Raw genomic sequence first — 15,356 nt, 5'->3', positions numbered from 1 at the left:
CTGGAGCGCAAGGGAGTCTAGCCCGGTGCCGCCGTGGGGAATGCGCAAGCCTTGGCGAGGAAGCGGGCAACCGTCTGGGGAGGCATGGCCTCAAGGAGGCGCACCAGCTCGTAAAGCCATCTCGACGCCTCCTTGACCGGGACCTCGGCTGGGGCCTGCTCCAGCGAATCGCCCAGCACCTCGAGCACGTGGAGGCAGCGATCTCCGAGCGCGCCATGGTCCGTTCCATCCTCCGGCCACACGGGAGGGCCGTACAGCCGCAGGGCGCGCAGGTGGCGCGCGAGCCAGAAGAGGGCATCCTGCAGGGCAGGGGTGCGCAGCACCAGTGGGACCAGGTACCCACGCAGGGCCAGATAGCGTTGGGCCAGATCGCTCCGAGGCGCCAGGTTCCGCAGAAGGGACTCCCATCCTCGCGCCGCCTCCAACTCCACCCCAGCAGTGGAGGGGCTGTCTGATTGGTCGGAGAGGGCGCGACGCGTGGCCAGCAAGGCGTAACAGACCGGGTCGGCTGCGGCCAGACAGGCCCCCTGCGCGTCGACCCTTCCATGGCCCAGCTTGAAGTTGTGCCCGGCACCGTCCCATTCATTGAAACGATCGGCCTCCAGGCCCGGTGCGGTGGGCTCTTCCTCGGAGGGCAACTTCAGGGCCGTGGCGCGCAGGAGCTGGCGGACTTCGACGAGGCTCAATTCCGGATGGGTTGCCAGCATGCGGGCGGCGGTGCCGGCGACCAGCGCCGCGGCCAGACTCGAGTCGTCCGCCGCCCCCACGTCCGGAAACGTGACGAGCTCCCCCGGCGCGCAGAGCTCGACGGAAGGACCCAGTCGCCCGAGGGGATGGCGGTGGACCCGGTACCAGCCGCCCCTGAGGCCGCAGGCCGCCACCGGGATGACCCAAGGCTGGGCGTTGAAGTCATCGGCCGCGAGGACCGTGCTGTCTCCATGAACATCCCGGTTCTGATCGATGCGCCCGGTACAGCACACGATGATGGCTCCCCGGCCACCACGGCCGCTCCGGGCGCAGCCTCGCAGGATGGCCCGCAGGTGGGCGGGAACCCCCCAACCCGAATGGGCCATGGCGATCAGGACGACATCTGCACCCCAGTCACCCACGGCTCGGGCCAGGGCCGCCGCCAGGTCGGTCCCATGGACGTGGGAGGCGTGCGCGAAGGGAATTTCGAACAGTCCGAGCCGTACGTTCATGGCCACCGCCTCGATCGCGGCGGCCATCACCACTCCGTGCCCCGCCATCGGCTGCACAGGCTCCGGTGCTTGCTGACCCCGTGGAAATCGCAACCCCTGCTCCGAGGGCGCCTGGTGGACGGTGCTCTCATCCAGGCCACGCAGGACGCCCCAGCCGCCGCAGTCCGTGTCGATGACGGCCACCCGGACCGGGGCGCGCGGATGACCGTCCCAGCCCACCGCGGGGCTATTGGGTGAGGGAAGGCCGATGGCGCGCAGCAGGGTGTCGATGGCGAGCCGTGGGCGTGGCAGACCGATCTCGGGTTGCTCTGCGGTGGTGGGAGGCAGAAGCTCGTTCGGAGTGGGCTGGGGAGCGTAGCGCTCGCCCATGGAAACATGGCTGTCCACGCCGATGTAGCCCACTCCACGCGCTGGATGGCCGCGTCTGCGACACACAAGGGGTTGGATGAAGCGTGCGGGCAGTGCCCCCTCATCGATCGACGGCGAGACGTACAGTCGCTCTTTGCCGACCGAGGGAAAGGAAACCCAGCTCGCGGGGACAGGCAGCGGACGGCCATCCGCTCCTGGGAGGGGCGAGACGATCGAGAAGTCCTGGTAGGGCAGATCGTCGGCCGAGAGGGCTACGTCGAGCTGGCGCAAGAGGTGATACCCACGGTGCTGTCGCGGGTAGGCCTGGACACGGAAAGACATACGGCCTCCAATGAAGATGCGATGACGATTCCGGCGAGGTTGTCCACGGGGCGGACGCGCCGTTCGCGGATCCGCTCCAACTCGCTCGCGCGGTGGGAGAGCCATTCCGCGAAGCGATCGAACCGGCCCTGCTCCGCGGTGGATGCGGCGGCCCTCGTCAGCAGGGCTCCCGCGGTGAAGAATGCGGTGGGAGGGAATCCCAACGCCGCGGGTATCCCGAGCCCGTGGACCGCTTCGTCCTCGGCGGTGTCCGCCGCGTCGTCCACGCACTGCATGCCCGAGGCGAGCAGGGAAAAGGCGCACCGGAAGAGCCGGGCCCTGTGTTCCTCTACCCGGTGGCGGAGCAGGCACTCGCTGGCGACACCCGCCCAGCCGAGCTTGAGGAGGATGATGCGGCCGTAGCGCCGGAGGTTCAGCGAGCGTCGCGCCAGTGCTGCCCGCTCAAGACCGACGCCGTGGCGCCACGCTCGGATGCCACGATCAATCACCTTCGCCGTATGGCACTCTTCCCCATCGGCCTCGGCGAGGCTTTGCCGCCAGTACGCCAGGAAGTGCGTCGCCAGCCGTTCTCTCTCGGGCGTGGTGGGCGCTTGCCGGTCGGCCATGCGGTCCACCAGCACGTTGTAGAAGCACGCTCCGTGGTGGGCCCTCCGGAAGGCCTCGAGTGTATGCTCACTACCCGGGCTGTCGGTGGGCAGGGCGAAGAGGGGCAGATCCCTGCTGGGCTGGAGCTGGAAGACGTCGGCCCAACCCGCTTCCGGAGTGCGAGCGAGGCCCAGCTCGAACAGCAGCCCGCGCGCTGGGTCGCGCAGGTCAGGCGGGAGGTTGGCGATCACCGTCCGGTAGGTGGAATCAATCGTGGTGCTCATGGGCAGTCGGGTTCACCAGCTCGCGGTGAGGTCCTCCCAGGGGGCGATGTGGGCGAAGGCCGGCTCGTCGACGAGCAGCTCCTTGAAGCAGCGCAGCTGGGGCTCGCTGAGCTGCACAGGCCGGCCGACGAGCCGGGAGAGTTCCTGGTCCAGAGCGTCCCGGCTGCCCGCGGTTCCAGGCTCGTACAGGGCAGCGGCGGCCTGGACCGCCTTGACGCGCTTCACGAGGCCACCGTCCGGCTTGAGGAGCGCCAGGTAGAGGTCGTGAAGGTCCGAGGCCGATACCATCTCCTGGACTTCCCCGAGCTGCTGCTGCCCGCTCCAGGGTGAGAGCGCGGCGAGGGCGGGCGACTCGGCGAGGCGCTCGAACGCGCGAATCTGGGGCTCGCTCAGCCGCACCGGCCGGTCGAGGAGCTGGGTGAGGAACTGCTCCAAAGCGGTGGCGCCGCCGGAGACGTGGGGGTCGCGGGTGGCGTCGCGCATCTTCCGCAAGCGCTCCAGGCCGTTGCCGTCCGGGCGCAGGAGCCGGAGGTAGAGGTCCCCGAACACTGCGTTGGAAAGGGTGACGGACCTTGAGTGCGGGTAGGCGTGGGAGGGGGATGTATTGGGATTCATCGGATATGTCCTCGGAGGGAGAGGGGGTGTTGGGCTGAAGCGATGCTCCAGGCACCGCATTGGGGTGCAAGAGCAACTGCCGTGCCGCCCACGACGGGCGCCCTACGGGTGGAGAATCCGCATCAGCACGCCTCGTTCCCTGGCGGAGTGGACGTTTTCGGCCGCCGGATGGACGGACGTGTCCGATCGGGAGCGATTGTGCCGAGAGGCAGGAGGGTGCGCGCCATGGCTCCTCCACATGGGAGGTGGAGGATGCCTTTCGAGCAGTGACGTGGACGCTCGTGTCCATTCTGGGGATGAAAGTGACCACCGGGGAACGCGCTGAATAGCAAGCCTCGATCAATTGTTTGGCTGGAGGCGTCCGTGTATGGCCCGATGCGGGTCCTGGGCATGGCCCTTGCTCGGACAGGAAAGACAATGCGTGGACATGCACTCATCCTCGGGAGCCAGACGCACGGACTGACGGGGGTGCTCGGGGATGCGGAGCGGATGGCGGACGCGCTGGGCGCGCTCGGCTTTGGTGTGCTCCGCTGCGTGGGCGCGGAGGCGACGCGCGAGGGCATCCTCCAGGGCTACCGCCGACTCATTGAGGTGTGTGCGCCGGGCGAGGCGGCCTTCGTCTACTACGCGGGTCACGGCGCGAGGTCTCCGGAGCCAGAGGATGGGTTCCAGTTCATCGTGCCGGCGGACTTCGAGCGCTCCACGGAGGAGGACTTCCGTGGGATCACCTCCCTGGAGCTGTCGGTGCTGCTGGCGGAGCTGACGACAAAGACACGGAACGTGGCGGTCGTGCTCGATTGTTGTTTCTCCGCGCGTATGTCTCGCGGGCTGGGGCTGGTGCCGAGGGCGCTCCCGGAGGTGCCTCTGCCGGTCGTGCGCGCTCACCTGGCGCGGCTCCGGGCCCGGAGCAGTGCACTCGGAGGGCTCCACGTCGAGAGCAATCCACATGCGGTCCGGCTGGTCGCCTCGGCGCTCGATGAGTCCGCCTACGAGTACACCAATGCGCGTGGGGTGAGGACGGGGCTGTTGACCGATGCGTTCCTCGAGGTGCTCGAGGAGGCACGAGGGCTCCGCGTCTCCTGGGGTCAGTTGGGCCGGCGTGTCCGAGAGCGGGTCCTGGCGCGGTGTCCCCGGCAGCGGCCCGAGCTTGAAGGCCCTGGGCGGCGGCTGTTGTTCCTGCTTGAGGAGCTCGAGCAGGAACTCGCGCTGCCGTACTTCCCGGAGCGCAATCGCCACTGGTTGCGGGGCGGACGTCTCCACGGGGTCCACCTGGAGGACGAGTACGCGATCATGCCCCTGGGTACCCTCGGACCGGATGCTCGTCGAGCCCTCGCGCTTGCCCGGGTCATCGAGGTGCTGGGAGGATCCAGTCAGGTGGAATTGGACAGGAGGTCCGGCTCCGTCATTCCAACGGGGGCGCCGGCCTTCTTGCTCCGTTCTGTCCAACCCCGGCGTGCCGTGGTGCTGGAAGGGCTCTGGGATGCGAGTGCGCCTTTTCACGTGCATCTGAGTGAAGGGCTTCAGGCCTCGCCTTTCGTACGGAAGGCCACCGGGGACGAGCAGGAGTCCGTGCTCGCTCGCGTCAGGCTAGGAGAGGGTTGGGTGGACGTTCTCGATGCGGATGAGGACAGCATCGTCCACCCCCTGCCACTCACTTCCCACGGAGCCCTGGAGGTCATTCGTGCGCTGGAGGTCCTGGCGCGAGCGCAGACGCTGCGTGAGCTCGAGAGTGCTGCGGATGCTGACTGGCTTGAGGGCTGCCTCGATATCGAGTGGGGACGGGTGTTTGCCGGGCTCACGCGCCGGCTTCCCTCGGTGGGCGCGTGCCTCCACGCGGGAGAGCGTCTCTATGTTCGCCTGCGCAACCGGGGGCGCTCCCGCATCTATGTCTCGGTTTTCGACGTTGGAGTCAGCGGCTGCATCACCTTGTTGAACACCTCGCAACCCTCGGGTCTGGTCCTCGGGCCCGAGGGTGTGGAGACCCTGGGGGCCCGCCCGGATGGAGCGCTCGTAGGGCTCGAGCTGGATTGGCCCGCTGGCGTGCCGCCCGCTGGAGAGCGCCCTGAGTCCCTCGTGGTCATCGCGTCGGATGCACCCGTGGATCTCCGCCTGCTTGAGACGCCCGGGTCGCGGATGGTGCGGGCTACGGCCTTGTCCCTGCAACGGTTGCTGCAAGGGTTCGAGGTGGGGACGACCCGGGCGGCGTCTGTACAGGGAGGCGGCTCTCTCCGGGTGACGTATGCCGTGAAGCACATCCGATTCTGGCTGGACCCGCGCCCTCGTCGGTAGGCAGGTCCGATGACGATGCATATGGACGAAACGAGCTGGCTCCTGGAGCGGCTGGAGCGTGCCCTCGGAGGCAGGTCCCTCGAAGAGGTCTTCTCTGCTCCTCGGGCGCTGGTCGGGTTCGAAGCCGCGGTCGCGTCGAGTGTGGACGGGGTGCTCGCCCAGAGAGCGGTCGAGAAGCTCCGGGCGGGAGGCAGGCTCCTTCCGGCCGAACTGGAAGCGCTGGAGGAGGGGATCCGCAGGGCGCGCCCGGCGCTTCGCATCGAGAAAGGACGGCTGCCGTTCTTGGCATCACCAGGTCTGGACGACGCGGCACGGGCTGTGCTCGAGGCCTCGTTGCCGGGGATTGCCTCGGTCGGCTGGCGCTGGAACATCCCTTGGGCGACCGCCTTTCAGGTCGCCCCGCGTGTGCTGATGACCTGCGCGCATGTGGCGGAGCGGCTGTTGCAGGATGACGAGGCTCTGGCTCAAGGACACTTCGTCGCTCGGTTTGACGCGGACGAGCACCGAGAAGAGCGCGTCATTCCGATTATAGGCGCCCTCGACCGCCACCCGCAGGAGGACGTGGCGTTTCTTGAGATGGCGTCCGATGGGCCGCTGGAGCAGGGGCTACGGCTGGCTCGGGAGCCATGGCTCTCCCGAGGTGGGCGAGTGCTCGGGGTGGGCTACCCCATCTACAGCGATGGCAATCCTCCCTGGATCGATGCGCTCTTTGAGAACGTCTATGGCGTGAAGCGGGCCTCGCCCGGGGAACTGCTGGGCGAGGAGAGCGCGCGACTGTTCCATGACTGCACGACCCTATCTGGCAACTCGGGCTCTCCGCTCTTTGAACTGCGCACGGGTCTCGTCGTTGGCATCCATGCCGCAGGACAGTTCGCGTGGCGGAACACGGCGGTGAGCACTCGATCCATTCATGCGGTAGAGCAGCTCCGTTCCTTTGTCGCTACGTGGGGATGAGGCGCAAACACCAGGAACCGTAGATGGGACACAACCGGGTGGATGCGTCCGAACGCGTGCGAACACATAAGCCCAGCGGCTCGCCCGCATCGAGTGTCCGCCTTCATAGGAAAAACGGGGCGGTAGGACAGAGGAATCGAACCTCCCAGGGACATGTCTCCATGCCCCCCACCGGTTTTGAAGCTCGGACCCGTGCCGCGAGCAACCGCGCCGTTCCGAGGCGTGGGCACTCCGAACGATTTCTGCACGGCGCCAAGCATGCTGATACTCCGCACAGCCGCTGTGCCCGGGGCAGCTCCCGGAGGGAGCGTCTTGCCCGTGTATGCTCGCGTTCTCTATATCGATGCTCCCGGGCCACAGCCTGTAGCTTGGTCCCTCCGCCGACGTACGCATGGGCGCGCAGAGCGGGCCCAGTGCCCCGCTTTTCCAGCCGCCAGCGGTGGGATGGCCCAAGCCCCGGAGGGCTGGCCGCTCGATGCCCTGTGGGGTAGCCCCACCTGAGGTGGATGGGGCTGCTGGGCTGAGGCCTTCAACCGTGTCCGGAACTCGCTCCTCCAGCGGCGATGAACGCCTCCACGCTGGCCGGATCAATCCGGAGGGCCCCCGATATCCGTACATGCCGGAGCTGCCTGCGCTTGCAGAGGGCGTACACCGTGGCCGTGGAAACGGCGAGCTGGTCAGCCACGTCGCGCACCGAGAGCAAGCGTGCTCCCGCGGTCCCAGAGGCCACAGCCGCACCTTGCAGCAAATATGCAGCAAAAGGCTTGGTAGACCCTGTGACCGGATGGGACGGTTGGAACTGTCCTGCCTCGGAATCCCTAGGAGTTACGAGCGTTTGCGAAGGGCTGATAACCACTGGAAGATTTGCCGGTTGGCCTCCGGAGCCAAAGGCCACAGGTTCGAATCCTGTATCGCGCGCTGAGGTAACCCGGCAGAACTCCTCGGAAAACACCGGGGAGTTCGCCGGGACGCCCGGTAGCCAACCAGCCTCCATCAGCCAGTTGCATGCAGGCGATACGCGACCTGCCGAAGGGCCGCCCGCCATCGTCGGCTTCGGCCTCGCCTCTGGGCCAGAACTGGAGGGCTCAATCGTCCCTGCTCACGGCCCTGGCGGTGAGGTCTCTGTCAGCGGGACCGGCTCGACGCTTGAGGAGGCCCTTGTCGATGCTCTGCGCAGGGCTCTTTCCTCGCTCGGGCGGAAGGGTGGTGCGGCATGAGCACGCCCCACTGCCCCGCGCCCGAGCGGAAGCTCGTTGTAACCGAGGTCCACCCGGCTGAGCCCTGCGCGCTCGCTGAGGAACTGGCGGACGTGCTGGACCGGGAGTCCCGCTCCCACGCGCAGACGCGCCAGGCGCTGGTGGATACAACGCGCGAGATGGAGAGGCTCCGGCAGGTGGAGTTGGCCGCGCGTGCCGTCCTCCGCGTGACGGACACCCCCATCACCTTCGAGCAGGAGGAGGCGCGGCAGCAGGAGATGTGCGAGTCCCTCGCCGACCTGCGCGGAGCCTTCGCTCGCCTCACGGAGGTATCCCGTGGCTGAGCTCCGCGAGCGGCCCATCCTGTTCAGCGGGAACATGGTGCGCGCCATCCTTGACGGCCGGAAGACGCAGACGTGGCGGATGCTGAAACCACAGCCCGCGCCGAACCAGCCCAACGACGGGGGGACGCTGTGGGCGTGGCTTCCTGAGCGCGGGGTACACGTTCCGGTCGGTTCCGTGGGCCACCTGAGCGTGGCCGAAAAGATGGGGCTGTCCTGCCCCTATGGCCGACCCGGGGACCGGCTGTGGGTGCGCGAGACGTGGGGGGTCATGTCATCCGAATGCAGCACCGCGTTGGTGAGCTACGCGGCGCGTCTGCCGGAAGGCAAGACGCTCGCGGGTACGGACGGCGGGTGCAACGTCATCACCGTGCCCGACGAGTGGCGTGAGCGGCTGGAGGGGCTCGTCGACACGGAGCGCTGGCGTCCCTCCATCCACATGTGCCTGCCCAGTTTGGCTCTCCCGCAGTTTGTGTGATCGACGCGCTCACTCGCCCGGTGGGCTTGCCTCGCGGACACGCGTGCCGAAGTTGGTGGTGCGCGAGGCGTGGACTCAGGGGGGCAGTGCGCCAGCCGGTTGCGGATAGGGGCTCGTCCCACGGTGCTGGCGCGGCGCGCCCACGCGCTACGGCGCCAACTCCAGGATGAAAGGGTGGTCATACGAGGACGGGTAGTCAATGCGGCCCTCCCCCAGGTCCACGTGCGACATGAAGGCGCCCACGGCGGTGCTCGAGCCGTCCTTGCGCACCGCCAGGTCGATTGCAAACGCCCCGTCCGAGAGGAAGGTGCGAACCCAGCGCAGCGCGCCGTCGCCGTAGTCGAACTTCGCGACGTAGAGGTTGTTGCCTGCCGGGTCACCGGCCTCGGGTCCCCGGCCGAGGTCATCGCCGGGCCGGTAGTTGCCGCCCAACACCACCCCGCCGCGCCCATCCGTGGCGACGGAATGCGCGTTGGTGCCCACGATTTTCGCCCAGCGCTCCTGGCCCTTGCGGGTGTAGGCGGCCACGACTCCTCCAAAGGGAGAGGGGATGGTCTGGCCCCGGAAGATGAAGCTGCCCTGGATGCTGCCGGCAATCACCACGCGGTCGCCACACACCGCGACGTCCCGAAGCTCACCGGTTGCACCCACGAGGCTGCGGGACCAGAGGATCGTCCCTTTGGGCGACACCTTCAGGAGGAAGGGGGGCGCGGGGAAGGCATCGGCACCGCTGACGTACAGGTTCTCGTCCGTGTCCACGGCCAGCCCGAGGTAGGAGTCCCGGCCCTCGGGGTCCAGCAGGGCCCACCGCAAGGCGCCGCCCGTGGTGAACTTCGCGAGCACGCCCCGGCGGTCCGGCGCGGTGAGCGGGCCTCCGCCCAGGTCCACCGTGCCTGACACCGTCCCGGCAGCGATGAGCTCCCCCTCGTCCACCAGCAGTCTCTCGAACTGAAGGTCTCCGCTTCCCAGCAGGCCCGTGGACCAGAGAGGCCGGCCGGTGCAGTCGAGCTTGACGAGGAATGCCCCCGAGGGGATGGGCCCGTGGCCGAAGTCGAGCACGCCTTCGTGGAACCCCGCGATGTAGATGTTGCCAGCGCCGTCCAGGGCGAGGGCGGAGCTGAACACCTCTCCGGTGACGGACTCCGTGCTCGTGGCATTGAAGACCCGCGTCCAGAGGCGGCGGCCCTCGGGCGAGAAGCGCGCCACGAGCAGGCTCCGCTGCCCCGTCCCGGTGATGGGGCCCCCCGTATCTCCCGGGCGCGGCGTGAGGAAGTCCTCGAAGTTGCCCAGCGCGACGATGCTGCCGTCGCGGTCATGCGCCACACGATTCAGTTCGGCGTCATCGGGCCCTCCGGCATACCAGGACCAGCGCGGCGCCCCCGGCTCCTCCTCGATGCGCGACACGTGCGCATGGAGCGCCTCCCGCCCCTCGTCCGTCCCAGGCCCACCGCCCGGTGCTCCACAGGCGATGAGGCCCACGCACAACACACTCCACGCCCAGGCCCAGGCTCTTCCACCCATCGCAGTCCACTCTCGCTCGCCCGGGCCGGGACTGCTCCCGGGCTCCTGGAGGCAGAGCATGGGGACGTGTCCGCCCCATGCCAGCTGGACGCAAGGGCACCGCGCGAGCGCGTGGCCGACGGTGCGCAGGGCGTGATGGTGAGTTCCAAGTCATGGGAGAGGTCCGGCGAGGCGCGGGTACTCGTGGATGAGCAGCGCGCCGGTGCCGTCCGGTGGCCCGCGGCTACTGCGCCGGCGGGACGATCTCGCGCAGGGTGGCCTTCTTGTACCACTGCTCCGCGATGTTGCTGTTGCGGATGATGAAGATGGGCTGCGGCGTGGTGATGCGGAAGTCGGCGGGGATGGCGCAGCTGGCGGCCACCGACGGGCTGATGCTCCAGCCGCCCACGTCCGTGTACTCGTGCACCTTCTCCCACTTGCCGCCGTCAGCGCCGTCCGTGAGGTCGCGCCACAGCTCCAGCTTCACGCCGCCGTCAGGTTTGCTGTAGGTGATGACCTTGATGCCAATCCACTGGTTGCGTGGCAGCGTGCCGCCATTCCAGACATTGCGAGACACCTGCGAGGTGTACGTCGGGTGCCGCAGCTCCTTCTCGAAGAGCGCTCGGCCGTCGTAGCGCAGCGAGTACCCGTAGGAGTGGCCATCGCACTGCTGCGGCAGGCCCGCGGCGTTCTTCGCGCTGCTGTCCTCGGTGTGACCGTCGGCGGTGCGCGCCTGGAACTCGAAGCCGGTGGCGCTGTCCGCGTTGCTCTGCTCGGAGACGCGCTTGGCGTAGATCGTCAACTCGGTGTTGAACCACGTCTTGCCCGGGCTGCTCAGGTAGAAGCGGATGGTGCTGCCCGCGCTCTTGGCGGTGCCGTCGCCCCGGATGTCCAGCGTGTGGTTGGAGCCGCGCATGTGGAACTCGGCGTCATACGGGTCGTCCTGGCCCGCGCTCAGCTTGCGCGGGTTGGCGTTCCACTTCGCGCTCCACGTCCGGCCGTTGGGGGCCGTGGGGTAGATTTCGCTGCTGCCGAAGACGTCGCGCCCCGGCATGGGCGCCGGGTCGGTGGTGGGGGTGCCGCCGCCCGTCGATGGGGTGCAGCTGCTGCCGAGCACGTGCAGCTCGGCGAGGCTCGCCCAGGTGTTCTGCGAGTTGCCATTGACGGTGAGCTTCACGTAGCGGGCGGGCACGGCGGTGAAGGGGGTGCGCTCGGGCTGGAGCGTCTTGCCGCTGCTCGTGCCGGCGGCGACGCGCGTGTAGCCGGAGCCGTCGCGCGACACGCTCACCTCGAACTTGCTGGCGCGGAGGTCCCCGAGGTACCAGGCGAGCTCCACCCCGCTGACCGTCTTCTCTGCCCCGAGGTCGGCCGTCAACCAGCACCCCACGCCGTTGCAGGACCAGCGTGTGGAGAGATTGCCGTCCAGGACATTGGGCGGGACATTGCCGTCATGGTCGCTGGCCGTCACGCCGCTGATGGCGAGCGGGCCGACGGTGGGGCTGGTGCAGTCCGTGGTGAGGGCGGAGCCCGCCGTCTGCGCCTGGAACTCGGAGGGAGAGGAGCCGAGGCTCGCGTCGGAGCCTTCCGGAGCACCGCAACCGGCGAGGACGGAGAGGGACAAGCCAACGAGGCCCAACGACTTGTGCAGTCTCTTCAAGGTGACTCTCAGGGTTGAAGGGTGGGCCCTCTCACCGCGCACGTCGCCCGCGAGCCGGGCGCGAGGCGCGCGACATGGAGAGAGGAGGTCGGGGCACAGAACCCGGTCCTGCGCATCAATCACTCTCCAGGGGCCACCATTCCGGACGTGAATGAAGGGGAGGCCGCGCTCGCCCGCCCTCCAGGCACGAGGTGCACAGCGCCGTGTCGTGTGCTCAGTGGGGGGCCCACGTCAGTCATTGGACGTGAGCGGCGCACCCACGTACGGCTGGGCCTCGGGGCCCGCGCTCACAGATTGCGCGTCTGTCTCCATTCCGCTCAGGAGCGTGGATGATGAGCCTCGTGTCCTCTCTGTCGTTGTTGCTGACCGTGCTCGGAGCGGGCCCGGCCTCCGTGAAGGTGCCGGCGCGGGTGGACACTCCGGTGGAGTCCCGGGCGCGAAGCTCGCGGGAGTGGAAGCCCTGCGGCCACACCCCCGTCCTCCTGAAGGACATCAATCCCGGCTCGGCGGGGTCGGAGCCGCGCTACCTGGTACATGGGGACCGGGTGCTCTTCTTCAACGCGGATGACGGGGCCCATGGGCGCGAGCTGTGGAAGAGCAGTGGCACTGGAGGCGCGGGCACCTTCCTGGTGAAGGACATCCGTCCGGGGGGGGAGTCCTCGGATCCCCACTCCCTCATTGAGGTGGGGGATCGCCTCTTCTTCTCCGCGGACGATGGGATGCACGGGCGCGAGCTGTGGGTGAGCGACGACACCCCCGCGGGCACCCACATGGTGAAGGACATCCTTCCCGGCGCGGAGGGCGCGATCTCGTCGCCGGACTCCATCACGTTCCTCCCCGTGGGTGGCTTCGTTTACTTCGGGGTCTACGACCCCGCCCGTGGGGCTGCGCTGTGGCGCAGCGACGGCACAGAGGAAGGCACCGTGGTGGTGAAGGATTACTACGGGCTTCATAATTCCTTCTCTGTCACGCCAGGGACCGAGGGGCCAGACGGCTCCATCTACTACTCTACCAACATCGATTACATCGTGACCCTGTGGCGGCTCGGGCCGGGCGGCGACACCGTCGCGCTGGACTCGGTGGGGAATGGGAGCTTCTACGGCTTCACCTGGTTGGGCGACGTGCTCGTGTACGTGCGGCAATACGATGGGCCCGAGGCCGTCCTGGCGCGGACCGAGGGGACTCCTGAAACGACCTACGACCTTTATGACTTCGGCCGTTTGAGCGGTGTGGCCGAGAGCCCCAGGGACCTGACCCGCCTGGGTGGCAAGGTCTACTTCGGCGCGGGCGACTTGCCGACGGGCGGCGAGCTGGAAAGGGGCGCCGAGCTGTGGCGGACCAACGGCACTCGGGCGGGGACGGGGATGGTGAAGGACATCGTGCCGGGGCCGGAGAGCTCGTCTCCCCGGTATTTGCAGGTCCTGGGCGGGCGGCTCTTCTTCGCCGCCGAGGACGCCGGTGCCGGACGCGAGCTGTGGGTGAGTGACGGCACCGCCAAGGGCACGCGGCTCTTCAAGGACATTGAGCCGGGCACGGGGAGCTCCTCGCCCCAGGACTTGCTGGCCACCGAGGACTGGCTCTTCTTCACCGCGGAGACCACGGGCCACGGCCGGGAGGTCTGGGTGAGCGACGGCACGGTGGCGGGCACGGTGCAGCTCGATGACATCGCTCCCGGCCCGGCCTCCGTCCTCAGGCCGTTCGACCCCGCCTGGTTCACCCGCTCGGGCTGGGACGTGTTTTTCGCGGCGAACGATGGTGTGCACGGCACCGAGCTGTGGGCCGTGCCGTTCCGCCCCGAGGACGAGTGCCGCTCCAGCCATTGATGACAGGAGGGTGGATGATGAGTCTCGGGGCGTGTCTGTCATTGGCGTTGGCCGTGCTGGGCGTGGAGTCCTGGTCGGGGGAGCCGCGGAACTGGAAGTCCTGCGGCCCTCCTGTCCTCATGAAAGACATTGCGCCTGGAGCAACGGGTTCGGAGCCACGCGAGCTCGTGCACGGCAATGGCGTTCTCTTCTTCACCGCGGACGACGGGGCGCACGGGCGCGAGCTGTGGAAGAGCAGCGGGACGGGCGGCGCGGGCACCTTTCTGGTGGCCGACGTGCGGCCGGGTCCGCTCGGCTCCGAGCCCCACGCGCTCACGGTGGTGGGAGACCGCGTCTTCTTCATCGCGGATGACGGCGTGGACGGACAGCAATTGTGGGTGAGCGACGGAACGGCCCGGGGCACGCGCCAGCTGACGCGGCTCCACCCGGACCTGCTGGGCATCTACCCTTCCCTCATCGACTACCGGGGTGCGCTGTATTTCAGCGCGAATGATGGCGAGCACGGCTTCGAGTTGTGGCGCAGCGACGGCACGCCCGAGGGCACCGTCCTCGTGGACGACGTCTATCCCGGCTCCAACGGCTCGTACCCGCGCGCGCTGGCCATCGGCGGCGACGGCGCGCTCTATTTCGGGGCTACGTTCGAGGACTTCGTGTCCATCTATCGCAGCGAGGGCACGCCCGGCGCAGTCCCCCTCGGGGGCCAGAGCATCGGGCACTACCTGCTGCCGACGCGGGTGGGGGACCTGCTCTACTTCCGGTTGGACCCGGATGGGCCCGTGGGCGTGCTGTGGCGCACGGATGGGACGCTCGCGGGGACCGTGGAGCTGACGGGGTTTGACCACGAGATGGCGGGAAGCAGCCCTCCGGAGGAGCTGACCGGCTTCAAGGGGAAGCTCTACTTTCGCGCGGGCGCGGACCGCTCGCCCACCGGCGTGGAGCTGTGGCGCAGCGATGGAACGCGCGAGGGCACGCATCTGGTGAAGGACCTGCGGCCTGGAGCGGGGGGCTCGTGGCCGGACTGGCTGGAGGTGCTAGACGACCGGCTCTTCTTCACGGCGGATGACGGTGTGCATGGGCGCGAGCTGTGGCGCAGCGATGGCACCGCCTCGGGCACGCGCCTCTTCAAGGACCTCCTGCCCGGACCCCTCAGCGCCTTACCGGAGGAGTTGCGCGCCATCCAGGGGACGCTCTTCTTCAGCGCCGAGCTGCCGGGCCAGGGCCGCGAGCCGTGGGTGAGTGATGGCACGCCTGGGGGCACGGTGCCGCTCGCGGACCTCGCGCCGGGAGCGGCGTCCTCGAATCCTCGAAGCTTCCTGCGTTCGGGCTGGGACGTCTTCTTCGTGGCGGATGACGGCGCGCACGGGCCGGAGCTGTGGGCGCTGCCCTTCCGGCCCGGGGATGCGTGCGATTGAAGGGCCCCTTGAGCAGCGGGCCGCTGCCGAGGTCCGCACCGGGCCCGGAGACCCCCGCGACGTCGATGCTCTGCTCGAATGGTCGTGAGCCGATCAGGCGACACGATGGGTGTTGGCGGAAGCAGGAGCCCACTGCCCCGGGGAACGAGACTGGGCAGCCCGCTCCCGACCGCAGGGCATCTGCTGGCATTTGAAGCGTGGCCAGCGGACCGGGTGTGGGCTCCCCGGGGAGTGGACGAGCGACCGGGTATATCCGGTGGCGCACGTTGTTCGGCGCTCGCGGACAGCACCTCCCGCCCAGATGGGATTCACATGGTCGATCCGGGGCCGAAG

The 15,356-nt window shown here is 68.6% G+C and carries 12 protein-coding genes; 6 read left to right on the top strand and 6 right to left on the bottom strand.

Annotated elements, in window-relative coordinates; translation table 11 throughout:
• Nucleotides 1-17 precede the first annotated feature (17 nt).
• The 3 genes from DAT35_RS16935 to DAT35_RS16930 are packed head-to-tail and all read right to left on the bottom strand — an operon-like array spanning nt 18 to nt 3,373.
• The gene (locus DAT35_RS16935; RefSeq protein WP_158501741.1) at nt 18-1,889 is read right to left on the bottom strand and encodes a S8/S53 family peptidase; all 1,872 of its coding nucleotides are present in this window, start codon (nt 1,887-1,889) and stop codon (nt 18-20) included.
• Entirely contained in the window at nt 1,820-2,758 is a 939-nt protein-coding gene (locus DAT35_RS58985) for a hypothetical protein (RefSeq protein WP_158501740.1), read from the bottom strand. The genes DAT35_RS16935 and DAT35_RS58985 overlap by 70 nt, the downstream gene beginning before the upstream one ends.
• 12 nt (nt 2,759-2,770) lie before the next feature.
• Nucleotides 2,771-3,373 carry a hypothetical protein gene (locus DAT35_RS16930; protein WP_158501739.1) on the bottom strand — a complete coding sequence of 201 codons (603 nt, stop codon included), beginning with the start codon at nt 3,371-3,373 and terminating at the stop codon, nt 2,771-2,773.
• Nucleotides 3,374-3,790: 417 nt separating this feature from the next.
• Between DAT35_RS16930 and DAT35_RS16925 the strand changes: the two genes are divergently transcribed.
• Both DAT35_RS16925 and DAT35_RS16920 read left to right on the top strand, forming a co-directional pair.
• On the top strand, nt 3,791-5,662 hold the full coding sequence (locus DAT35_RS16925) for a caspase family protein (RefSeq protein ID WP_158501738.1): 1,872 nt from the start codon (nt 3,791-3,793) through the stop codon (nt 5,660-5,662).
• Nucleotides 5,663-5,671: 9 nt separating this feature from the next.
• On the top strand, nt 5,672-6,616 hold the full coding sequence (locus tag DAT35_RS16920; protein WP_108068073.1) for a serine protease: 945 nt from the start codon (nt 5,672-5,674) through the stop codon (nt 6,614-6,616).
• A 529-nt stretch (nt 6,617-7,145) separates the two neighbouring features.
• Here DAT35_RS16920 and DAT35_RS16915 read toward each other — a convergent pair.
• The gene (locus DAT35_RS16915) at nt 7,146-7,610 is read right to left on the bottom strand and encodes a helix-turn-helix domain-containing protein (protein WP_108068072.1); all 465 of its coding nucleotides are present in this window, start codon (nt 7,608-7,610) and stop codon (nt 7,146-7,148) included.
• 219 nt (nt 7,611-7,829) lie between these two features.
• Here DAT35_RS16915 and DAT35_RS16910 point away from each other — a divergent pair, with 219 nt between their 5' ends.
• The gene (locus DAT35_RS16910) at nt 7,830-8,156 is read left to right on the top strand and encodes a hypothetical protein (protein ID WP_108068071.1); all 327 of its coding nucleotides are present in this window, start codon (nt 7,830-7,832) and stop codon (nt 8,154-8,156) included.
• Nucleotides 8,149-8,631, top strand: a complete 483-nt coding sequence (locus DAT35_RS16905; RefSeq protein WP_108068070.1) for a hypothetical protein — start codon at nt 8,149-8,151, stop codon at nt 8,629-8,631. The genes DAT35_RS16910 and DAT35_RS16905 overlap by 8 nt, the downstream gene beginning before the upstream one ends.
• 147 nt (nt 8,632-8,778) lie before the next feature.
• Here DAT35_RS16905 and DAT35_RS16900 read toward each other — a convergent pair whose 3' ends face one another.
• Both DAT35_RS16900 and DAT35_RS16895 read right to left on the bottom strand, forming a co-directional pair.
• Entirely contained in the window at nt 8,779-10,152 is a 1,374-nt protein-coding gene (locus DAT35_RS16900; protein WP_146209750.1) for a hypothetical protein, read from the bottom strand.
• A gap of 223 nt (nt 10,153-10,375) precedes the next feature.
• A complete protein-coding gene (locus DAT35_RS16895; protein WP_158501737.1) occupies nt 10,376-11,788 on the bottom strand; it encodes a discoidin domain-containing protein in 1,413 nt (470 codons plus the stop codon).
• 329 nt (nt 11,789-12,117) lie between these two features.
• Here DAT35_RS16895 and DAT35_RS16890 point away from each other — a divergent pair, with 329 nt between their 5' ends.
• Complete coding sequence (locus DAT35_RS16890) at nt 12,118-13,611, top strand: ELWxxDGT repeat protein (RefSeq protein ID WP_108068067.1); 1,494 nt, start codon at nt 12,118-12,120, stop codon at nt 13,609-13,611.
• A gap of 14 nt (nt 13,612-13,625) precedes the next feature.
• Nucleotides 13,626-15,023 carry an ELWxxDGT repeat protein gene (locus DAT35_RS16885; RefSeq protein ID WP_233261516.1) on the top strand — a complete coding sequence of 466 codons (1,398 nt, stop codon included), beginning with the start codon at nt 13,626-13,628 and terminating at the stop codon, nt 15,021-15,023.
• Nucleotides 15,024-15,356: the final 333 nt, after the last annotated feature.

This window comes from Vitiosangium sp. GDMCC 1.1324 (genome assembly GCF_003044305.1).
Taxonomy (GTDB): domain Bacteria; phylum Myxococcota; class Myxococcia; order Myxococcales; family Myxococcaceae; genus Archangium.
Note: the sequence above shows the minus strand (reverse complement) of the source record. Positions and strands in the feature narration are given on the sequence as shown.

Bases quoted from the DNA above. Each gene is read 5' to 3' on its own strand.
- DAT35_RS16885 (WP_233261516.1), top strand. From the start codon at position 13,626: ATGATGAGTCTCGGGGCGTGTCTGTCATTGGCGTTGGCCGTGCTGGGC.
- DAT35_RS16910 (WP_108068071.1), top strand. From the start codon at position 7,830: ATGAGCACGCCCCACTGCCCCGCGCCCGAGCGGAAGCTCGTTGTAACC.
- DAT35_RS16930 (WP_158501739.1), bottom strand. From the start codon at position 3,373: ATGAATCCCAATACATCCCCCTCCCACGCCTACCCGCACTCAAGGTCC.
- DAT35_RS16925 (WP_158501738.1), top strand. From the start codon at position 3,791: ATGCGTGGACATGCACTCATCCTCGGGAGCCAGACGCACGGACTGACG.
- DAT35_RS16900 (WP_146209750.1), bottom strand. From the start codon at position 10,152: ATGGGTGGAAGAGCCTGGGCCTGGGCGTGGAGTGTGTTGTGCGTGGGC.
- DAT35_RS16920 (WP_108068073.1), top strand. From the start codon at position 5,672: ATGACGATGCATATGGACGAAACGAGCTGGCTCCTGGAGCGGCTGGAG.
- DAT35_RS16935 (WP_158501741.1), bottom strand. From the start codon at position 1,889: ATGTCTTTCCGTGTCCAGGCCTACCCGCGACAGCACCGTGGGTATCAC.
- DAT35_RS16915 (WP_108068072.1), bottom strand. From the start codon at position 7,610: ATGGAGGCTGGTTGGCTACCGGGCGTCCCGGCGAACTCCCCGGTGTTT.
- DAT35_RS16890 (WP_108068067.1), top strand. From the start codon at position 12,118: ATGATGAGCCTCGTGTCCTCTCTGTCGTTGTTGCTGACCGTGCTCGGA.
- DAT35_RS58985 (WP_158501740.1), bottom strand. From the start codon at position 2,758: ATGAGCACCACGATTGATTCCACCTACCGGACGGTGATCGCCAACCTC.